Origin of the sequence: Brevibacterium sp. CCUG 69071, from assembly GCF_021023135.1 — a bacterium.
Classification (GTDB): domain Bacteria; phylum Actinomycetota; class Actinomycetes; order Actinomycetales; family Brevibacteriaceae; genus Brevibacterium.
The window spans coordinates 517634-535350 of the sequence record NZ_PGFV01000003.1 but is presented as its reverse complement, the minus strand read 5'-3'; the positions used below and the strand labels follow the sequence as shown (position 1 = coordinate 535350).

The following is a 17717-nucleotide window of genomic DNA, read 5'->3' as shown; positions in this document are numbered from 1 at the left end:
GGTACGACAGTTTCGGGTCCCGCACACTCCCCCGCGGGCGGAATGGCGGCGGCGGACCGCCTCGGCGATGGCGGACATCATCGAGGACGCACTGACGGTGAACCGCCCGGTATCTCGCAAGCAAGTCGGTAGGCACTCTGCTGGTGACCATCCTCTACACGCTAGGCGTCGAGGAGAGTCTGCGCAGTCGAGGCAACCTCACACAGCATCCCGGACCGACCATTCGCACCGTCCGAGCAAGGCAAGGCACCGAGTGAGGGGAGCAGCTCGCTGATCGCTGTGTGATTGGATCATGCGGCTCCGTTCGGCGTGGGTTCGACGAGCAGGCGCTCGAGGCGGATCTCAGCGAAGCACCAGGCCTGACCGATTTTCTCGTAGCGCTCATGGTAAATACCCCACCCTTGCAGGGAGCGCATTGGGCCTTCTTCGGGGAAGACAAGCCGATCGGAGACGGCCCAAGTCCCGCGTGCGCGGGTCCGGTTCAACAACTCGATTTCGGGGGCGTGGACCTGGTGCACGCTTGTGAGTGGTCCCATCAGATGGCGCAGTCCCTCAATGAAGCTGTGTGCGTCGCTGAAGCTCTGGATGTCATCAGCTCCTCCTGGAGCCCCGGCGATCTCCACAGAAGCGTTGGATAGGAAATCGTCTTCCAACTCTCGCCACCTCTTCTGATCGATGAGCCGACAGTAGCGGGCTTTGAGCTGCGCAATGTCCTCGATGTCGTTCAGCTGGGTCAAACTGCGTTCAGTCATGATAGTCCTCTTGTAGTCATCTGACATTCGGTAGTTTCTGCGTAGCGAACGACGGTTTCCGGGCCGCGATCCGGGGGTGCTCATCGTGCACAGCCGGACACCAGCCCGCTCCTCTGTCCGCACAGGTGCGCGAACGCGCCTGGTTCAGCCGGCAGCAAATGCTTCCTCGATGAGGAGGGTGTCTTCGTAGAGGTGCATCCGGGTGATTCGGCCGTCCTCGACTACCAGGTGCATTGCCGAGGGCGTGGTGAACACCCGACTGGATGATGCAATCGTGTGGGTGAAGGTCCCCAGCAGGATCACGTCTGTCTCGTCGACGACGAATCGCTCCAGGCTCACTTTGCTCTCACCGCTCACGTAGTGTGGCCACATCGTGGTGAAGAAGGGGGCGACCTCGTCTCGCCGGGTACGACGGCCTGTCCACGGCAAGGTATCGCTGCCGGGGACGTACCAGTCGATCTGATCCGCGAACAGCTCCTGGATCCCCTCCTGATCTTGCCGGCCTAAGCGCTCGACGAACTTCTCGACCACAGTACGTGGGGTCGTGGTTTCTGCTGACATCATCCTGCCCTCTTTCGTTCTCGTGTGGATTGTGTTGTCGCCGGCGCGAGAAGCGCGGCCACTGTCTCGTCGTGTCAGTGCTGCAAGAGAAATACTTTGCCGCATATGGGTCCCGAGGCACCGCCCGCCCAAAGCGACATGTCGGAGGGGGAGGGCACGTCGACCTCCACCGGCGTCATCGAGTCCGCGCAGGGGTGCCTTGACCTGACGACTGCGAGAGCCCGGAGTTTGGGTCGGCGAAGCGGGAGATTCCTTGGCGTCGAGCCCACAGCCACATTCCTGCTGCGCTGGCCAGCATGAGGAAGGCGCCCGGCAGCATCACCTCGCCATGTCCAGAACTGCGGTCAATTGTGACCTCTTCGGAGAAGAAGGATGCGACCAGGAGGAGAACGGTGTTGTTCACAGCGTGTAGCACGACTGCCCCCTCGAGGCCGCCGGTGCGCCAAGTGACCACCGCGAAAGCTAGTCCGCAGCAGAAGGTGTACACCACGAGCCACAGGTCGGAGAGCCCGTGGACGGCGGTGAACATTGCATTCGGCGCGAGCAACGCCAAGAGCAGGGCGACTCTGGGACGCGTAGTGAGGGAGCCGAAGCTGCGCGCGAGCAGACCACGTGCAGCATACTCCTCGCCGGCTGCCTGCAGGGGGCTCGTCAGCAGCACGACAGTGAACAGGATGATGGTACTGCCCGGAGTTGCCGGTGGCCCGCTCACTCCAGCCGCCTCACGATTCATCATCGTCCATAAGGTTCCGTAGACAATCCACACGGGCACCAGCACAGCGGCGAAGGTCAATGCTAGTTTCCACCGGAAGCACCCCTGGACCGAGTGCATCCAGCGCGTGGGTTGGCCAAACAGCAGTCGCTGCAGCCCGAGAGAAACCGGGATGAGGAGTCCGAGAGCGAGGTTGCTGGCAAGCAGCAGCGCCGGGGTCATGGTCACGACCCCATCGCCGGACGTCTCTGCCGGCACTAGGCCAAGGCCACACGATTCCGAGACGAGGGTCAATGCCCATGTGAGTGTCGAGGTAGTGGCGACGTAGGCGATCGGAATTACTGCGATGGCCAACGCTGCCTTCCACCAGCGGTACCGGGAGGTGCGGAGGAACTGGTGATACTCCGTCGGTCCCATGGGGAGTCCGGAGCCCCTTTCGCGGTTCGCGCGGTAGTCGTGTGGTTGCATGGTTATCTCCTTTGAGGTGGACCGCTTTCGGCTCCGTAGACGGCGCGTCGGTCGAGAGATGGGGGCATATGACGAGTGCGCACCCGGAATCGTTCTCAGCGGTCGATGCCGTCGGTCTCGATGTCGAGCAATCGATGGTGGCGGAAGGTCAGTGCCCGCTCCACCCCCGCAAGGCCGGCCGCGAGAGCAAGTGCCGTGTTCAGCCTTACTGGAAGGTCGATCGGAGAGGTGAAGGAGGCGAAATGGTCCGCCCAGATCGGCAGGTGTGTGACCAGCTGCAGTAGCTGTGGGGCGAGCAGGATCAGATCGATCGTCAGCACGACGACGGCGCTGGCGGCCAACACGCGTGCTGCCTTGGGGTGCCTTCGGTCAAGCCGTGCGCGCCAGTGCTCCGGGGTGCCCGGCGCAGGGTCGAGCAGAGTCTCACTGCCGTTTGCGCGAACCAGGTGGATCCGCTGCATGCCGTATTTGCCCGCGACGACCTCGATGCTGTCTGATCCCAGCTGGAACTTGGTGGGCATGCCCGCGGTCTGCACGAGGCGGTTGTTCGAGAAGAGTGAGGCGCGGGCCGAAGCATGGTCGATGTCGATCGTCACGGTGGATGCGTCATCGAGATCGATGGCGAATCGTGTGCGCTGCAGCATGAGCGAGGGGCGGAAGGCGAGAAGTGGTGAACCACGGGTGGGTGCCGGTTGATCGACGCCAGAGCCGTCAGATAGACGGTCGTTGTGCGGGCTCGTTCGGCTGGCATTGGTCTCGAGGTCAAACTCGTCGCTCACCATGCTGTATCACCGCTTCCGCGCAAAGTGAGGCCGTTCACCCCACGGTTGTTTAGCATGTACATGCTATTAAGTTAGCACACACATGCTATCTTGGCTACGATGGTGCCATGCCGCCTAGAATCGACCCGGATGCCCGCCGTCAGCAGATTTCCGATGCCGTCATTGATGAGATCGACACGAATGGAATCCGCTCAGTCACCTTCGCTCAGATTGCAGCGCGCACGGGACTGGCCATCGGCAGCATCAGACATTACTTCGGCAACAGCCTGCGTGAGGTGATGCGCTTCACGCTCGATACGCTGATCCAGCGCGCCCAGGATCGCGACCCGAAGCTCGCTGACGCTCCGCTGCAGCGAATCACGGACGCCATCGTCTTCACTGCACCCACCACGGAACAGGAGCGCAAGGAGAATGCTGCGCTCGTCGAGTATCGCGTCATGGCCCGCACTGACCCGGAGTTTGCGGCAGGGATCGCCGCGGCGACGACCGCGGCCAGCGAAGCGGTCCACACGCTCCTGCGAGAGGCATTAGCTGGGCGCGCAGTCGACGAAGCAGCACTGCGACGTGAGACACGCCTGCTCCTCGCCCTGGTCGAAGGCTTTTCTTTCAGTTCGGCGTTGACTTCAGTGCCACTGCAGGAAACGGACGTGCGCGAGGTCGTATCGACAGCTGTGCGACGTCTGCTCGATGCCTATCCACCATCAGCCGGCTCCCGCAACACAGACGACGCTGATTGATTCCGTGCTGGGCTCGGAGGCTTGCCGTGCGAGCCCAGCACCAGGGCAGGCGGGTCCAAGCTCTCACTCGACCGTCTTCCTCCGGGCGGCAGCAAGGACGACTTGTTCTTCCGCGGCGTCGAGTCCGGAACGCCGGGGTCGGTCGAAGCCGCGAGCTCGCTCGTAGTCCAGAGTGCGGCCCACGGTGTTGACGAGTGGTCGCAACGACCCCCCCGCCCCGAGGTACTGCCGCCCATCTCGACGAGCGAAACCACTGTCCGCCAGGGGGAGCCAGAGTGGGATGGAGCGCGGCCCGGCCCAGTATCCGATGCTGTGGGCGAGAAGAATCTCGTCCTCGATCTCCACGAGTTCGCCGGTGAACTCAGTGACTGTGCTCGTGATCTCGAGAAAGCCTCGCATCGAATGGGACTCGCCGACGGCGTCGACGATTCCGAGGAGCTCTCGAGCACCCGCCTCGATGATCCACCCCGCGAGATCGTCAACGTCGATGCACTGCACAAATCGCCCCTCCATGCGCGGGACGAGGACGTCGCCTCCTCGCCACAGCCGCGCCGGCCAGTAGCCGAGCCGGTCGCTCGGATCTCCCGGCCCGGCGATCAGACCGGGGCGAATGATGAGGAGGCGATCCGCGAGCCGCGCAGTGGTGGCGCGCTCTGCGGCGACCTTCGCGTCGGGGTACCTGGAGAGGTCCTGCGGCTCGATCAGCTCGGCTCTTTCATCAGCGCCGGGCGTTCCGGTGTCCGCATAGACAGATACTGTCGAGACCAGAGTCCAGTGCGCCGCCCGGTCCGCGAGCCCGTCGAGCGCGGAAGCCACGAGCGTGGGGTCGTGGGCGAGCTCAATCACCTCATCCCAATGTCCTGCGACACCGGCGTACGCGCCAGGCGATCGACGATCCGCGCACACCAAAGTGGCTCCCTCCGGGATCTCACCCGACTCTCCGCGTGCCAGGCAGACCACGTGATCCCCCCGCGCGAGGGCAACGCGGACGATCGCGCCGCCCAGCCAGCCGGTCCCGCCCAAGACCAGCACGCGCCTCTTGGTCCGCTGTCGTTCACGGTCCTTCGTTGTCATTTGGAATCCACGCGACCGATCGTGTGACCTGCGGCAGCGAAAGCCGATCGCGCACGCTCCCACACCCCGGCGTCGGCGGTCGCAACGCTGCGCAGGTAGGCAGCGGACAGCAGGGCGAGGACGGCAACGCGCTCGGGATCCTCATCGGTGGTCTCTGCAGCCTCATAGCCAGGGATGCCGCCCAGAGAGTGCTCGGCACCCAGAAGCGTCAGCAGATCAGTCGCTCCGGGACTCAAGTGGTACGCATCGGTGAACCAGTCCGATCCGCGGCTCGACAGCTGAGAGCGATCCTCGGAGCCGGCAACGACAAGGACGGGGGCATGTAGATCTGTGAAGGACGGGCGCATGAACGGCAGATGCGTGCGCGCGAACTCATGCAAATCGTCGCCGGCCAGCCCCGTGGCTGCCATCAACACACCGCCGATGACGCGCTCATCCTGATCGCTCTCGGCAAGGCTTCCATCCTCGAGCTCGATGCGCGCACCGAGGAGCATCTGCACCGTCTGTGCTCCCCACGAGTGCCCAGCTGCGACGACCGAGGTCCGATCCATCCGGCCGGCAAGCCCCGGGATGGAAGCCTCGATCGAATCGAGTTGATCCATGATGCTCACGAAGTCGTCGCGGCGAGCCTTCCAGATCGAGCCGAACCGTGAATCGTCGAAGCCAATGCCGTAGCGCCGCGAATCGAGATGAGTGGGCTGAACGACGACAAATCCACGCGAGGCCCAGACAGACGCGAGCGGCGCATAGCCGTCCAGAGACGAACCGTTGCCGTGGGAGAACAGCAGCACCGGCAGATTCGCTCCGCTGGTCGGGGCCGTCACCCGAACTTCGAGGGGAAGCTCACGACCGGGCGAATCGAGGGTTACAGGGGCGATGGAGAGGACGGGCACAGCTGCGCCGAGAACCGCGTCGAGCGATGCGACGACGCCGGAGCCGGTCGCTCTCGTGGGTGTTGACATGGTGGCTTCCCTTCGTGGTAGGGCTCCGGCACAATAGAGCGGAGCAGTGTTCCAGAACTATACGGAACAATGATCCGTTTTGTAAAGGTGCGCCGGTTACGGCGAGGAGGATGGTTATGAGACGCAGTGACGCAGTACGGAACCGTGAGCGTATTGTCGATGCAGCCTCTACGGTGTTCTCGCAGGTGGGAGTTGCCGCGCCCGTCCGCGCGATCTCCGAGCGCGCGGGTTTGGGGATGGGGACCCTCTACCGACACTTCCCGACGCGTGCAGACCTCATCGCCGCGGTGTATCGACACCAGGTGGATGCAGCGGTCGAGGCCGCAAGCGCGCTCGGACGAGACAGCTCGACACCGGTAGCCGCCCTGCACGACTGGGTCGACGTCTTCGTGGACTTCCTTGTCACGAAGCACGGGCTCGCGGAGGCCATCGGGACTGAGGGTGAGGAGTTCGCGAGACTGCATGCGTACTTCCTCGACCGACTCGTCCCGGTTGGCGCGAGGCTGCTTGAGGGGGCAGCTGCGGAAGGAGCGTCTCTCTCGGCCTACGCGTTGCTTCGAGGAATTGGCAATCTCTGCATCGGCGGATCAGGGCCAGGTTACGACCCGACCGAGCTCGCGCACGCCCTTGTCAGAGGTGCTCTTGTGCCACCCTCGCGCATCGTCGACTTGCCGCCGGCATGAACGCATGTCAAGCTCCGATCGCAAAACTTCGTCAGCGAGAGTGAGGACCCCACGGCCTTGTCGGACGGTGGCACCCCGCTGCGCTCGGGAAGGGGTGGGGAAGTGAACAGTCCCTGCTACGACGCCATTGACGTCGTGCTCCAGGACGACAGATACGGGTGAGGTGACCGTGTTGGCACTTTTCACGAGCACCGCGCCCGCCCCACCGGAGACGCGTTGCACAGATCCGGGTCGGATGACTGCTGCCCTCCGATCCGTGAAGGAAATCGATACCCGCCGATAGATCGCCCGCCGAGTCATGAGGAAGCCCGCCGAGGTGGACCACCGGGCATCTGATGTCGGCAGCGGGATCGAGGACTATCTCGGATATCTCGTTCGCGCTCAACGGAACCCCGGAGTCCACACATGCGGACTCGGGTGCGGCATTGAAGTCCAGCGCGCTGAAGATCACGCTGGAGGACCACGGGAATCTCTGAGGCATCACCGGCCGCATGTACCGAATGACAGACCACACGCGGAATGGGAGTTTCGCACGATGACGAACCAGGCGAACTCGCCGAGGACGTTTGAGAACTTCAAGGCCGTCAGGCTCGTCGTTGCCGAACGTGTGCAGTGGCAAACCGGCGAGCACCGCAATTCAGGGGTCATTCATTAGACTTCTCACCAGGTCGAATCTGGATTCAGGCAAGGAGTGTGAACGAAACGTCGACGGACTCTTGGTGCGTGGGCATCGAGTGTCGTGCACGGTCTTTCGCATGACTGAGAGTCCCGACGCCCGCTGGCGTTGTTGGGATCAATCATCGTAGGCGTGCCGCGTCAGCAGCGTAAGTGACTCCTGACATAGGCCAGCGTGTGCACTTCCGGCGAGCGGTTGCCCGGCACCTCCTACTTCGCGACGAAGTGGAGGCGCTTGTTGACGAACTCGCCCATACCGATCGGGCCCATCTCGCGGCCGAAACCGGAGCGCTTGACTCCGCCGAAGGGGATCTCGGCGGCCTCGGCGGCGATGGTGTTGACGTGGGTCATGCCGACCTCGAGGCGGGCGGCGACTCTGTCTGCGCGGGCTTCGTCGGTCGAGAACACCGAGCCGCCGAGTCCGAGGGCGCAGTCATTGGCCAGCTCGAGGGCCTCCTCGTCACTGCTGACCTTGTAGACCGTGGCCACGGGCCCGAAGATCTCCTCGCCGTAGGATTCAGAGTCACGGGGCACGTCGACGAGCACGGTCGGCGAGTAGTAGGCGGCCGGGCCTTCGGAGAGTTCCCCGCCGATGAGCACTCGGGCGCCTTCGGAGACGGCCTTCTTCACCTGCGCGTCGACGGTCTCGGCTGCGGCACGTGAGGACAGTGGCACGTACTCGTTCTCGCCGAGCTTCGCCGGATCCCCCGGAGTGAGCCCGGTGCCGAGGCGGACCAGCTCAGCGACGAAGTCGTCGTAGATGTCGTCCATGACGATGAGCCGCTTGTTCGAGTTGCAGACCTGGCCGGCGTTGTAGACGCGGAACTCCCAGGCTTCGCGGGCGACCGTGACGACGTCATCGGCATCGAGGACGACCATCGGGTCGATCCCACCGAGTTCGAGCACGGCCTTCTTGAGATTCTGTCCGGCCTGGGCGCCGATGATCGCACCGGCCCTCTCCGAGCCGGTCAGGGACACACCTTGGACGCGCGGGTCGGCGATGATCGTCGCGATCTGATCGTGATTGGAGAACAGGTGGGCATAGCCGCCTTCAGGGACCCCGGCGGCCAGGAAGATCTCCTCGATGAGCAGCGCCGAGCGCCCACAGATGTCGGCGTGCTTGAGCATGATGGTATTGCCGAGCACGAGGTTCGGGGCGGCGAACCTGGCGACCTGGTAGTAGGGGAAGTTCCAGGGCATGACGCCGAGCAGGGCGCCGATGGGCAGGGCCTCGATGCGGGCGGTGCCGGGGATGGTGCTCGGGATCTGATAGTCGGTGGCCAGGGTGGGGCCGTGGACGCCGTAGTACTCGATGATGTCAGCGGCGAACTCGACCTCGTCGACGGACTCCTCATAGGACTTGCCCATCTCGAGGGAGATCGCCTTGGCGAGTTCGTCCTTGCGCTCGTGGAAGATCTCAGCGGCCCGCCGGACGATCCCGGCGCGCTCCTGGATGTCAGTGTCCTTCCAGGTCAGATAGGCGTCATAGGCGGCAGTGACGGTGGTTTCGATCTCGGCGTCGGTGGCCTCGGTGAAGGTCTCGACGATCTCTCCGGTGGCGGGGTTCTGGACTCGGTAGTTCGACATAGGATGCAGCTCCTTTGATGTTCGGGTGGTGTTGTCTGTGATCGCATGAGGCATCGTCGGAGGCCGCCGATTCGATGCACGGCGGCGCCGTCGACCCTCACCGATGAGGTCGAGGAATCATCGCAGTCAGTTATCACCCATGCCATCGACGGTAACGCCCGAAACGGGCGCGGACAATCATTCCACTCATGATTGTATTACAATAATTCGCCGGTGGTGTGATTTGTCGACACCGGATGACGAGCGGACATGGAGCGCGGCGTCCTACCGCACCACTTCCCGATGGGTGGCGCCGATCCGCCGCGTCCACCCCCGCGCGTCGAGATGTTCGAGCAGGGGAATGACGATCCGCCTCGTCGTGTCCAGCGCCTGCCGCGCCTGACTCGTCGTGAACGGCTGATCGAGTCCCGCGAGCAGACGCATCGCCTGCGCCGGAGTACGCGGAGACACGATGACCCCATCGCCGAGGCGGAGGATCCTCCCTGCCTTCTCGGCGACGGCGAGCTCCCGCACTCCGAGGCCGAGTTCGCGCAGATCGTGGGCTTCGGGGGCGGCGAAGGGATCGGCCGCGAGCCGACGCTCCACCTCGGCGATGCCGGCTTCGGCAGCCCCGAGATCGGCTTGGTGACCGGGCGGGCGGACCATTCCGTCGACCGTCTCGAGTCCGGCGCGGGACAGTACGGTCGCGACGAGGCCGCGGGCGGGCCCGGCTCCGGGCTTCCCGGTCGCGGTTCCGTCGTCAGGCACGGGAGGTTCGGCACGACGGAGAGCCTCGACGACGGCTTTGACCGGCACTCCGGCCGCCAAAGGCTGCGCCTTGAGCAGTCTGCCCACCAGTGTCCGGGCGGTCTCGATCCAGACCTCCAGCGCGGGACTGTGGACGAGCCAGCCCCCGGCGAGCTCCTCGACCTCGGACGGCAGACTCTCCGGCACCTGCAGACCGAACCGGACGAGAACCCGACGCTGCACGGCCCCGCGGCGGGCCACCTCGGCGAGGATGTCCCCGGTCACCGGTCGAGTGGCCAGTTCCTGCCCGCGCCGACGACCCGCGCCGCGACGATTGAGCTCGGGCGGATCGACGTCGAGGACGAAGACTCCGGCGAAGACATTGCGGCTGCCCGGGCTGCGCAGCACGATCCGGTCACCCACCTGCAGCGGCAACGGGCGATCAAGGGTGAGCCGGGCGTGGTCGGCGTCGAAGGGACGGAGGTGGACGGGGATCGCCGCGGTGCCGATGTGGAGCATGAGCTCGTGCGCTCCGTCGTCGAGGGCCACGCCCATGGTTCGACGCACGTCGATGACCTCGACGAGGGGCCAGGCATCAGGGGTGATGAGCGCATCGCCGCGGTGGATGTCCTCGGCGGGGACATCGCGCAGGTTCACGGCCACGCGGGCGTGGGGCACGACCGCCTCGGCGGAGGAGTTTCGGCTCTGCAGTCCGCGCACCCCGGCCGTCTGCGCGATCGCCTCGCCGGAGATCTCCACGGTCTCACCCGCGCGCAGGGTGCCGGCGGCAAGCGTGCCGGTGACGACGGTGCCCGCGCCCCTGATCGTGAACGCACGGTCGACCCACAGCCGCAGTCGCGCATCGAGGTCCGGGGCGGGCGCAGACGCGGTCACCTCATCGAGGGTGTCAACGAGTCCTGCGATGCCCTCGCCGGTGGTCGCCGAAACCGTGACGACGGGAGCATCGGCGAGAAGAGTGTCCCGCAGCTGCGCTCTGACCTGGGCCTCGGTTCCGGCAACGGCGTCGGGAGCGATGTCAGCCCGGGTGATGACGACGAGTCCGTGGGTGATGCCGAGCGCCAAGATCGCATCCCGATGGTCGCTCGACTGGGCCTGCCAGCCCTTGTCCGCGGCGATGACCAGGCAGACGATGGGGGCGGGACCGACCCCGGCGAGCATGTTCGCGAGGAACCTCTCGTGCCCGGGGACGTCGACGAAGGCGAGTTCGCGACCCGAGGGCAGGGTGGTCCAGGCGAAGCCGAGGTCGATCGTCAGCCCGCGCTTCTTCTCCTCGGCCCAGCGGTCCGGTTCCATTCCCGTCAGGGCGGCCACCAGGGTCGATTTGCCGTGGTCGACGTGTCCGGCGGTGGCGACGACGTAGGTCTCGGTCATGATCGCCGAGGTGGGGTGCGGTGGCCGTCCTCCCCATCGGGTGAGCGACCGCGGATCCGGGCGATGGCCTCGGCGATCCGATCGTCATCGCCCTCAGGCACACAGCGCAGGTCGATGAGGCATCGTCCCTGGTGGACGCGGGCGACGATGGCCGGGTCGCCGAGGCGCAGCTGCTCGGCGAAGGCCTCCGGCAGCTCGACGGTCCACCCCGGAAGGGGCACTCCGGGGGCTCCCCCACCGCCGACGTGACCGTCGTGGGCGACGACGGTGCCCGATGTGGATTCCGCCAGTCGCACGGTTCGGGCCTGCAGCCGGTCGAGGTCGATGTGGAGGGCGTCGCGGACGGGATTCTGAGCATGTGCGACCGTGGCCTCGAGGGCGGCGAGGGTGAGCTTGTCGGTGCGCATCGCCCGGGCCAGCGGGTGCGTCGCGATGGCCTGCACGGCTTCGGTCCGGCCGAGGATGAGGCCGGCCTGAGGTCCGCCGAGGAGTTTGTCGCCGCTGACGATGACGACGTCGGCCCCGGCGCGCAGGGCCCCGGCGATATCGGGTTCATCGGGCAGGGCGTCGTCGGGGTCGAAGAGTCCGCTGCCGAGGTCGGCGATGAGCGGCAGTCCGTGTTCGTCCGCGAGGGTGCGCAGACCCGCGATTTCGACGTCAGCGGTGAAGCCTTCGACGCGGAAATTGCTCGTGTGGACCTTGAGCAGGCTCGCGGTGGCCTCACTGATCGCCTCGGCGTAGTCGGCGAGGTGGGTGCGGTTCGTGGTGCCGACCTCGCGGAGTCTCGCGCCGGTGGTCGTCATCAGGTCGGGCAGCCGGAAGCCCGCGCCGATCTCGATGAGTTCGCCGCGGCTGACGATGATCTCCTCCGCATCGGGCGAGCCCGCGGTCGGGCCATCGGCCCGAGGCCCCCGCGCGGTGGAAGGGTCCGCACGATGACCGCGGGGGCTCGAATGATCGGCGCGCAGCGCGGTGACCGCGAGCAGCAGAGCGGCCGCCCCGTTGTTGACGATGAGGGCGTCCTCGGCGGCGGGGCAGGCGCGCAGTAGCGCCTGCTTCGCGCCCATCCCGCGCTTGCTGCGCTTGCCCGTGGCGAGGTCCATCTCCACATCGACATAGCCGGCCGCGTCCGCGACGGCTCGCTGCGCGGCCTCGGACAACGGCGCCCGGCCGAGGTTGGTGTGGACGATGATGCCGGTCGCGTTGAGCACCGGGGTCAGTGAGGAGGCCGAACGGGAACCGAGCCGATCGATGACGGTGGGGGCCACCTCGGCGGGGGTGATCCGACCGTCCCGGGCGGCGGACTGAGCTTCTGCGATGACGGCCTTGATCGTCGACTGACCGAGTCTCTGAGCTGCGGCGACGACCTCGGGCAGAGCGAGGAGGTGATCGGTGCGCGGGATGCTGCGGCGCGGATCCGACTCGGTCAAGGCGTCCGCTCCTTTCACTGCCGTCGAGGTCCGCTCGGGAGAGCGTTCCTAGGGTGCGGTCCATCGACGTCGACGATGGTAGTGGCGGAGGCGGACGGGAATCGAACCCGCCAGACCGAGATGCTCGGTCTCACCGGTTTTGAAGACCGGGGAGCCCACCAGGACTCGGACGCCTCCGTGCAGAATCTTACCGTGTCGGGCGCAGGCCGCTGCCGCATCGGGAGCATCCAACTTTAGAGACGATGATGTTCGCCGAGGCGAAGGTGAGCGTGCAGCCCTCCGCAGTCAGCGTGTCAATGATCGACTAGAGATCTCGGGTGTCTCGGCCGAGTTGATCCAGCCAGGCAACACGGATATGGTCACCCTCGCGTGCGTAGTCGATGAGTTTGTGCAATCCGATGCGGTCGGCGCGGGATTCTCCGCTGAGCTTGTCCTCGAACGTCTGATCGCACAAGGCGATGGTCTCTTACTACCGGCCGGGATTGTCGCTTTCAGAAGGTAAGAGCACAGATTTCAAGAGTCGACTGCACGCTTCTCGGTACGCCGGGTCACCGTTGCGCATTCGATGGTGCCTATTCGCCGTTCTTGGCCAATCCGCCCAGACGTACGCGCATTCTCCGGCTGGCATTGTTGAGTCCGATGATGTCGACGTGCTTGCCATAGTGTTCGTATTTGTCGGTCACGGAATCCAGTGCAGCGATGGTTGAAGCGTCCCAAAGGTGGGATTGGTGCATATCGATGACAATGTGATCAGGGTCCTCGGCATAGTCGAACATGGTGTAGAGGTCATTCGACGAGGCGAAGAACAGTTCACCTTCGACGGTGTAGCGGGCGGTTGGCTGACCTGAGGTCTCTGTGATTTCTTTGTTGACACGAACGAAGTGAGCAACCCGGTTGGCGAAGGCGACCATGGCTACGATCACGCCGAGGATGACTCCTATGGCGAGGTTATGGGTCCACACTGTAGCGATGACGGTGACAAGCATGACTGTGGTCTCGGATTTCGGCATCCTGGCCAGAGTGCTGGGACGGATGGAGTGCCAGTCGAATGTTGCCCAGGAGACGAACATCATGATCGCCACCAACGCTGCCATCGGGATCAGGGCAACGACGTCGCCAAGGGTGACAACGAGGATGAGGAGGAAGACTCCGGCGCAGAATGTTGAGATGCGGGTGCGAGCTCCTGAGGCTTTGACGTTGATCATTGTTTGACCGACCATCGCGCAGCCGCCCATGCCCCCGAAGAAGCCGGTGACAATATTTGCCACGCCTTGTCCCCAGGATTCGCGGGTCTTGTTGGAATGGGTGTCGGTGACGTCGTCGACGAGTTTGGCTGTCATGAGAGATTCGAGAAGACCGACCACTGCCATGGCCAGGGCGTAGGGTGCGATCACCTGCAAGGTTTCGAGGCTCAGTGGCACGTTCGGAAAGAGAAGAGTCGGCAGTGATTCGGGGAGTTGTCCCTTATCGCCGACATTCGGTACATCAAGAGCCAGGACGACGACAAGGACCGTTAAGACGATGATGGCAACAAGCGGTGCAGGCACGATAGAGGTGAACTTGGGGAGGACGAAGACGACGAGCAACCCCAGCAGGCACAAGGGATAGACCAGCCACGGAACACCAATGAGTTCAGGGACCTGGGAGATGAAAATCAGGATTGCCAAAGCGTTGACGAAACCAACCATGACCTGACGCGGAATGAACCGCATCAACCTGGCAGCACCAACAAGGGCCAGGATCACCTGGGAAACCCCAGCCAGGATTACGGCAGCGATGAAGTAGTCGACCCCATGAGAAGCAACGAGTGGCGCGATCACGAGCGCAACGGCACCGGTGGCAGCGGAGATCATCGCGGGTCTGCCTCCAAGGATCGCGGTCGTGACTGCCATGGTGAATGAGGCGAAGAGGCCGACTCGTGGATCCACGCCGGCGATGATCGAGAAGGCAATGGCCTCAGGGATAAGGGCCAGGGCAACGACGAGCCCACCCAGAATCTCGGTTTTGAGCCAGCTAGGACGTTTCAGAGTCCGACGCACGCTTTGGCGTTCGTCGGGAGTCGGATGGTCTTTGTCATGAATGATTTGGGATGTGGACACAGCAGTCTCCTCAGGCGCGTTTTCGGGGGTCCGTGAACCTTCACGTGATGTCAGAGTTCACATTCAACATTAACGTTGCGTTAGAGTTGAGGCAAACCGTGCCGGAGGCAGGATTCATACGGCGTCAATCGAGGGGATCGTTGTGCACATTGGGGAGATGGCAGAGAAATCGGGAATGTCCTCGCGCACTTTGCGTCATTACGAAGAGATCGGCCTCATCCCTGCCACGGGGAGAACCGAAGGAGGGTTCCGCGTCTATACAGATGAGGATTTTCGCCGGTTGATGACGATTCGTCGCATGAAGGCACTGAACTACACCACCGGCGAGATGGGCGAACTCCTGACCCTGCTCGACATCCTCGAAAGCAGCGCACCTAATGCCGAACGCAGTAGTGCACGAGAGCAACTCGTGGCGCTGCTCGATGATGCCGTGGCCAAGCGGGAGAAGCTGGCAAGGCAGGTTGAGCGCGCTGACGAATTTCTTGGAATCTTACGTAACCGTCTCAACTGAGTTCACCGACCCTGGATTCGGCCTCGTGGACGCTGACGGTCAGGGGTGGGCTCCGCATCAAGCCACCCAGGCTGTCTAGTTGCCAATGATCAGTGAGCTGTCAACTGCCTGCTAAGTGTGGTGAGGCGAGTGCTGATGTCCCCAAAGGCCCTCTCGTAGTCTTGCTCGGTTCCGTTCGTGCTCGGATTGGGAACAGACCAATGGATGACGCTGACGTCGCGGAGAGTTTCATGGGCGCGGTCGCAGAGAGTCACGAGCAAGTCCTCCGGCCCGGCTGTGTTTTCGATAGAACGTGGGCGATGTGTGCTGATGTCAAGGCCGTGTCGCGCAGCAATCCTCTGCGCAAGTGGCGACACAGCACGTGCGGGATGTGTACCCGCCGATGTTGCCGGAATAGTGCTACGACGGGACCAGAGGGCTGCGGCCAAAGGCGAGCGTGCCGAGTTGCCCGTACAGATGAAGACGATCCGCTGGGCACAGGGGCCACGATAGTCGCCCAGACGGTCCAAGACCTCCCTGTGAAGGCGAATGTAACTGCGACGACGGTCGCCCTCTGACGGGGACCGAGAGATGAGCCCCTCCCGTTCCAGGACGCCGAGATGGTGAGTGAGCAAGTTCGACGACAGATCGAGCCGAGCAATGAGTTCACTCGGGGATCGGTCGCCAAGCACAAGGAGATCAATGACTTGCAGGCGTGCGGGATCTCCTAAGGCGGCATGGAGCGCAGAACGACGCACGACCGAAGTTCTCTCATCATTCATTGTCTCAATGTTGACTGAAACATCGCATCGAGGTCAAGGTGGTGGCGATGAATGATTCGACGATAGACACACAGTCGGGGCGAACGAACCCCGGGGCAATCACAGAGGTGTTCTGGGCGTTCCTCCGTCTGGGAGTGACATCCTTCGGAGGGCCCGTCGCGCATTTGGGGTATTTCCGTGATGCGTTCGTCGAGCGCCGCCAGTGGTTCAGTGACCGAGCATATGCGGACTTGGTGGCGTTGTGTCAGTTTCTTCCCGGCCCAGCTTCCAGCCAGATTGGCATGGCGATTGGTCTGCAACGGGCCGGTATCGGCGGGCTATTAGCGGCATGGTTCGCCTTCACCATGCCCTCGGCAATCTTTATGGTCGCCTTCGCCATTGGTCTTGCGAGTTTCGGTGATCTAGCCGGCTCGGGATGGCTGTACGGATTGAAAGCAGCAGCGGTGGCAGTCGTGGCGCAGGCAGTGTTCGGGATGGCGAAAAATCTCACGCCGGATGCCAAACGCGCCACGATTGCAGGAGCCGCGATGATCATCGTGCTCCTCGTACCGAACTCGGCCGTGCAAGGCCTCGCGATTGTCATCGGCGGACTCGTTGGCCTGGTGTGGCTCCGCGGTGACGGTGTCGACGACGAGGGCCCGCGCCACGATCTGGGCTTCCGGGTTTCTCGGACTATGGGTGTGGCCGCACTGACAGCGTTCATCGTGCTGTTGGCGTTGCTGCCGATCGTGGCTGCGATGACAGGCGATCCGAGCCTTCGATTGCTGGACGTGTTCTACCGCTCGGGGTCGCTTGTCTTCGGTGGTGGACACGTGGTGCTCCCGCTTTTGAATGCCGAGACGGTCCAAACCGGTCTCGTCGAGCACAACACCTTTCTGGCCGGATATGGTGCCGCGCAAGCAGTCCCGGGACCACTGTTTACCTTCGCTGCATTCCTGGGAGCCTCCACGACGACTGGGCCGACTGGACTGATCGGAGCGGCCATCGCGCTTGTCGCGATTTTTCTGCCTGCAGGCCTGTTGACAATCGGGGCTCTGCCGTTCTGGGAGCGTCTCCGCCACGCTCGTTGGGCTCGCCGGGCGTTGATGGGCATCAATGGTGCCGTCGTCGGCATTCTTGCCGCGGCTCTCTACGACCCGGTATTTGCTCAGGGCATCACTTCACCGACGACCTTGGCGCTGGCGGTCGTGGTGTTTATCGCTCAAACGAAGTGGAACTTACCGGCCTGGGCTGCGGTCATTGGCGCTGGCCTGGTCGGGCTGATCTTCTTGTGAGGAAGACGTCGAAGCTTCCGAGTTCCGGAGTCTGGGCATTCGGGTGGCACGAAGATTGGCGAGCATGCTGTGGCTGAAAGTGCGTTCGCTCCAGATAATATTCCGTTCCGGCCGTGCTCATACTGGGGAGAGAAAGGAGGCGATCCGTTCCAGGGTGTCGAATTTCAGTGAGTAGTATGACCAGACACCTCGCTTCTCCCGGTGGAGGACTCCGACTTCGACGAGGATCTTCAAATGATGGGAGACAGTCGGCTGCCCTAAGCCCACTGGCTCGATGAGGTCGCAGACGCATGCCTCCTTGTCTTCGTGCGCCGAGACCAGAGACACCAGTCGCAACCTGGTCGGATCAGCTATGGCCTTCAATATCCGGCCGAATTCCTGCGCGTCGGCTTGACTGATCGGCTCGGCGGTCAGCGACGTGCAGCAGGTGGCTAGGGCCGGTGTGGGCAGTGTCTGTTCAGTCATCACTCTTCCATTATGCCTATACATTGACACATGTCGATACGAAGCGTTTAGACTCATATCGACAAC

The 17717-nt window shown here is 63.7% G+C and carries 17 protein-coding genes and 1 tRNA gene; 4 read left to right on the top strand and 14 right to left on the bottom strand.

Going from position 1 to position 17717, the window contains the following annotated elements:
• Positions 1-290: 290 nt before the first annotated feature.
• From CV023_RS11635 to CV023_RS11620, 4 genes are all read right to left on the bottom strand, one after another.
• Positions 291-752, bottom strand: coding sequence for a nuclear transport factor 2 family protein (locus CV023_RS11635; protein WP_230745841.1), 462 nt, complete (start codon positions 750-752; stop codon positions 291-293).
• 144 nt (positions 753-896) lie between these two features.
• Entirely contained in the window at positions 897-1316 is a 420-nt protein-coding gene (locus tag CV023_RS11630; protein WP_230745839.1) for a nuclear transport factor 2 family protein, read from the bottom strand.
• A 172-nt stretch (positions 1317-1488) separates the two neighbouring features.
• Positions 1489-2247 carry a CPBP family intramembrane glutamic endopeptidase gene (locus CV023_RS11625; RefSeq protein ID WP_230745872.1) on the bottom strand — a complete coding sequence of 253 codons (759 nt, stop codon included), beginning with the start codon at positions 2245-2247 and terminating at the stop codon, positions 1489-1491.
• Between the two features lie 341 nt (positions 2248-2588).
• Positions 2589-3089 carry a hypothetical protein gene (locus CV023_RS11620; protein WP_230745837.1) on the bottom strand — a complete coding sequence of 167 codons (501 nt, stop codon included), beginning with the start codon at positions 3087-3089 and terminating at the stop codon, positions 2589-2591.
• Between the two features lie 293 nt (positions 3090-3382).
• Between CV023_RS11620 and CV023_RS11615 the strand changes: the two genes are divergently transcribed.
• Positions 3383-4012, top strand: coding sequence for a TetR/AcrR family transcriptional regulator (locus CV023_RS11615; protein ID WP_230745836.1), 630 nt, complete (start codon positions 3383-3385; stop codon positions 4010-4012).
• A gap of 63 nt (positions 4013-4075) precedes the next feature.
• On the opposite strand, the gene CV023_RS11610 is transcribed toward CV023_RS11615, so the two are convergent.
• Positions 4076-5086 (bottom strand): NAD-dependent epimerase/dehydratase family protein, encoded by a 1011-nt coding sequence (locus CV023_RS11610; RefSeq protein WP_230745834.1) that lies wholly within the window; start codon positions 5084-5086, stop codon positions 4076-4078.
• Positions 5083-6048, bottom strand: a complete 966-nt coding sequence (locus CV023_RS11605; protein WP_269067308.1) for an alpha/beta hydrolase family protein — start codon at positions 6046-6048, stop codon at positions 5083-5085. Before CV023_RS11605 ends, CV023_RS11610 begins: the two co-directional genes overlap by 4 nt.
• A 116-nt stretch (positions 6049-6164) precedes the next feature.
• On the opposite strand from CV023_RS11605, the gene CV023_RS11600 reads away from it, so the two are divergent.
• Entirely contained in the window at positions 6165-6731 is a 567-nt protein-coding gene (locus CV023_RS11600) for a TetR/AcrR family transcriptional regulator (RefSeq protein WP_230745831.1), read from the top strand.
• 885 nt (positions 6732-7616) lie between these two features.
• Here the strand turns inward: CV023_RS11600 and CV023_RS11595 are convergent.
• The 6 genes from CV023_RS11595 to CV023_RS11575 form a co-directional block, all read right to left on the bottom strand.
• Positions 7617-8993, bottom strand: coding sequence for an NAD-dependent succinate-semialdehyde dehydrogenase (locus tag CV023_RS11595; RefSeq protein WP_230745829.1), 1377 nt, complete (start codon positions 8991-8993; stop codon positions 7617-7619).
• Between the two features lie 264 nt (positions 8994-9257).
• Complete coding sequence (gene selB, locus CV023_RS11590; RefSeq protein ID WP_230745827.1) at positions 9258-11111, bottom strand: selenocysteine-specific translation elongation factor; 1854 nt, start codon at positions 11109-11111, stop codon at positions 9258-9260.
• On the bottom strand, positions 11108-12541 hold the full coding sequence (gene selA, locus CV023_RS11585; protein ID WP_230745826.1) for an L-seryl-tRNA(Sec) selenium transferase: 1434 nt from the start codon (positions 12539-12541) through the stop codon (positions 11108-11110). The genes selB and selA overlap by 4 nt, the downstream gene beginning before the upstream one ends.
• Before the next feature lie 82 nt (positions 12542-12623).
• A tRNA-Sec gene (locus CV023_RS11580) sits at positions 12624-12718 on the bottom strand.
• A 127-nt stretch (positions 12719-12845) separates the two neighbouring features.
• Complete coding sequence (locus CV023_RS19150) at positions 12846-12995, bottom strand: recombinase family protein (RefSeq protein WP_350309906.1); 150 nt, start codon at positions 12993-12995, stop codon at positions 12846-12848.
• Positions 12996-13113: 118 nt separating this feature from the next.
• Positions 13114-14640 carry a SulP family inorganic anion transporter gene (locus tag CV023_RS11575; RefSeq protein WP_230745824.1) on the bottom strand — a complete coding sequence of 509 codons (1527 nt, stop codon included), beginning with the start codon at positions 14638-14640 and terminating at the stop codon, positions 13114-13116.
• A 157-nt stretch (positions 14641-14797) separates the two neighbouring features.
• Between CV023_RS11575 and CV023_RS11570 the strand changes: the two genes are divergently transcribed.
• On the top strand, positions 14798-15151 hold the full coding sequence (locus tag CV023_RS11570; RefSeq protein ID WP_230745823.1) for a helix-turn-helix domain-containing protein: 354 nt from the start codon (positions 14798-14800) through the stop codon (positions 15149-15151).
• An 89-nt stretch (positions 15152-15240) separates the two neighbouring features.
• Here the strand turns inward: CV023_RS11570 and CV023_RS11565 are convergent, their stop codons facing one another.
• Positions 15241-15912 (bottom strand): arsenate reductase/protein-tyrosine-phosphatase family protein, encoded by a 672-nt coding sequence (locus tag CV023_RS11565; RefSeq protein WP_230745822.1) that lies wholly within the window; start codon positions 15910-15912, stop codon positions 15241-15243.
• A gap of 47 nt (positions 15913-15959) precedes the next feature.
• Here CV023_RS11565 and chrA point away from each other — a divergent pair, with 47 nt between their 5' ends.
• Entirely contained in the window at positions 15960-17186 is a 1227-nt protein-coding gene (gene chrA / locus CV023_RS11560; RefSeq protein WP_230745821.1) for a chromate efflux transporter, read from the top strand.
• A gap of 117 nt (positions 17187-17303) precedes the next feature.
• Here the strand turns inward: chrA and CV023_RS11555 are convergent, their stop codons facing one another.
• A complete protein-coding gene (locus tag CV023_RS11555) occupies positions 17304-17651 on the bottom strand; it encodes an ArsR/SmtB family transcription factor (RefSeq protein ID WP_230745820.1) in 348 nt (115 codons plus the stop codon).
• Positions 17652-17717 lie beyond the last annotated feature (66 nt).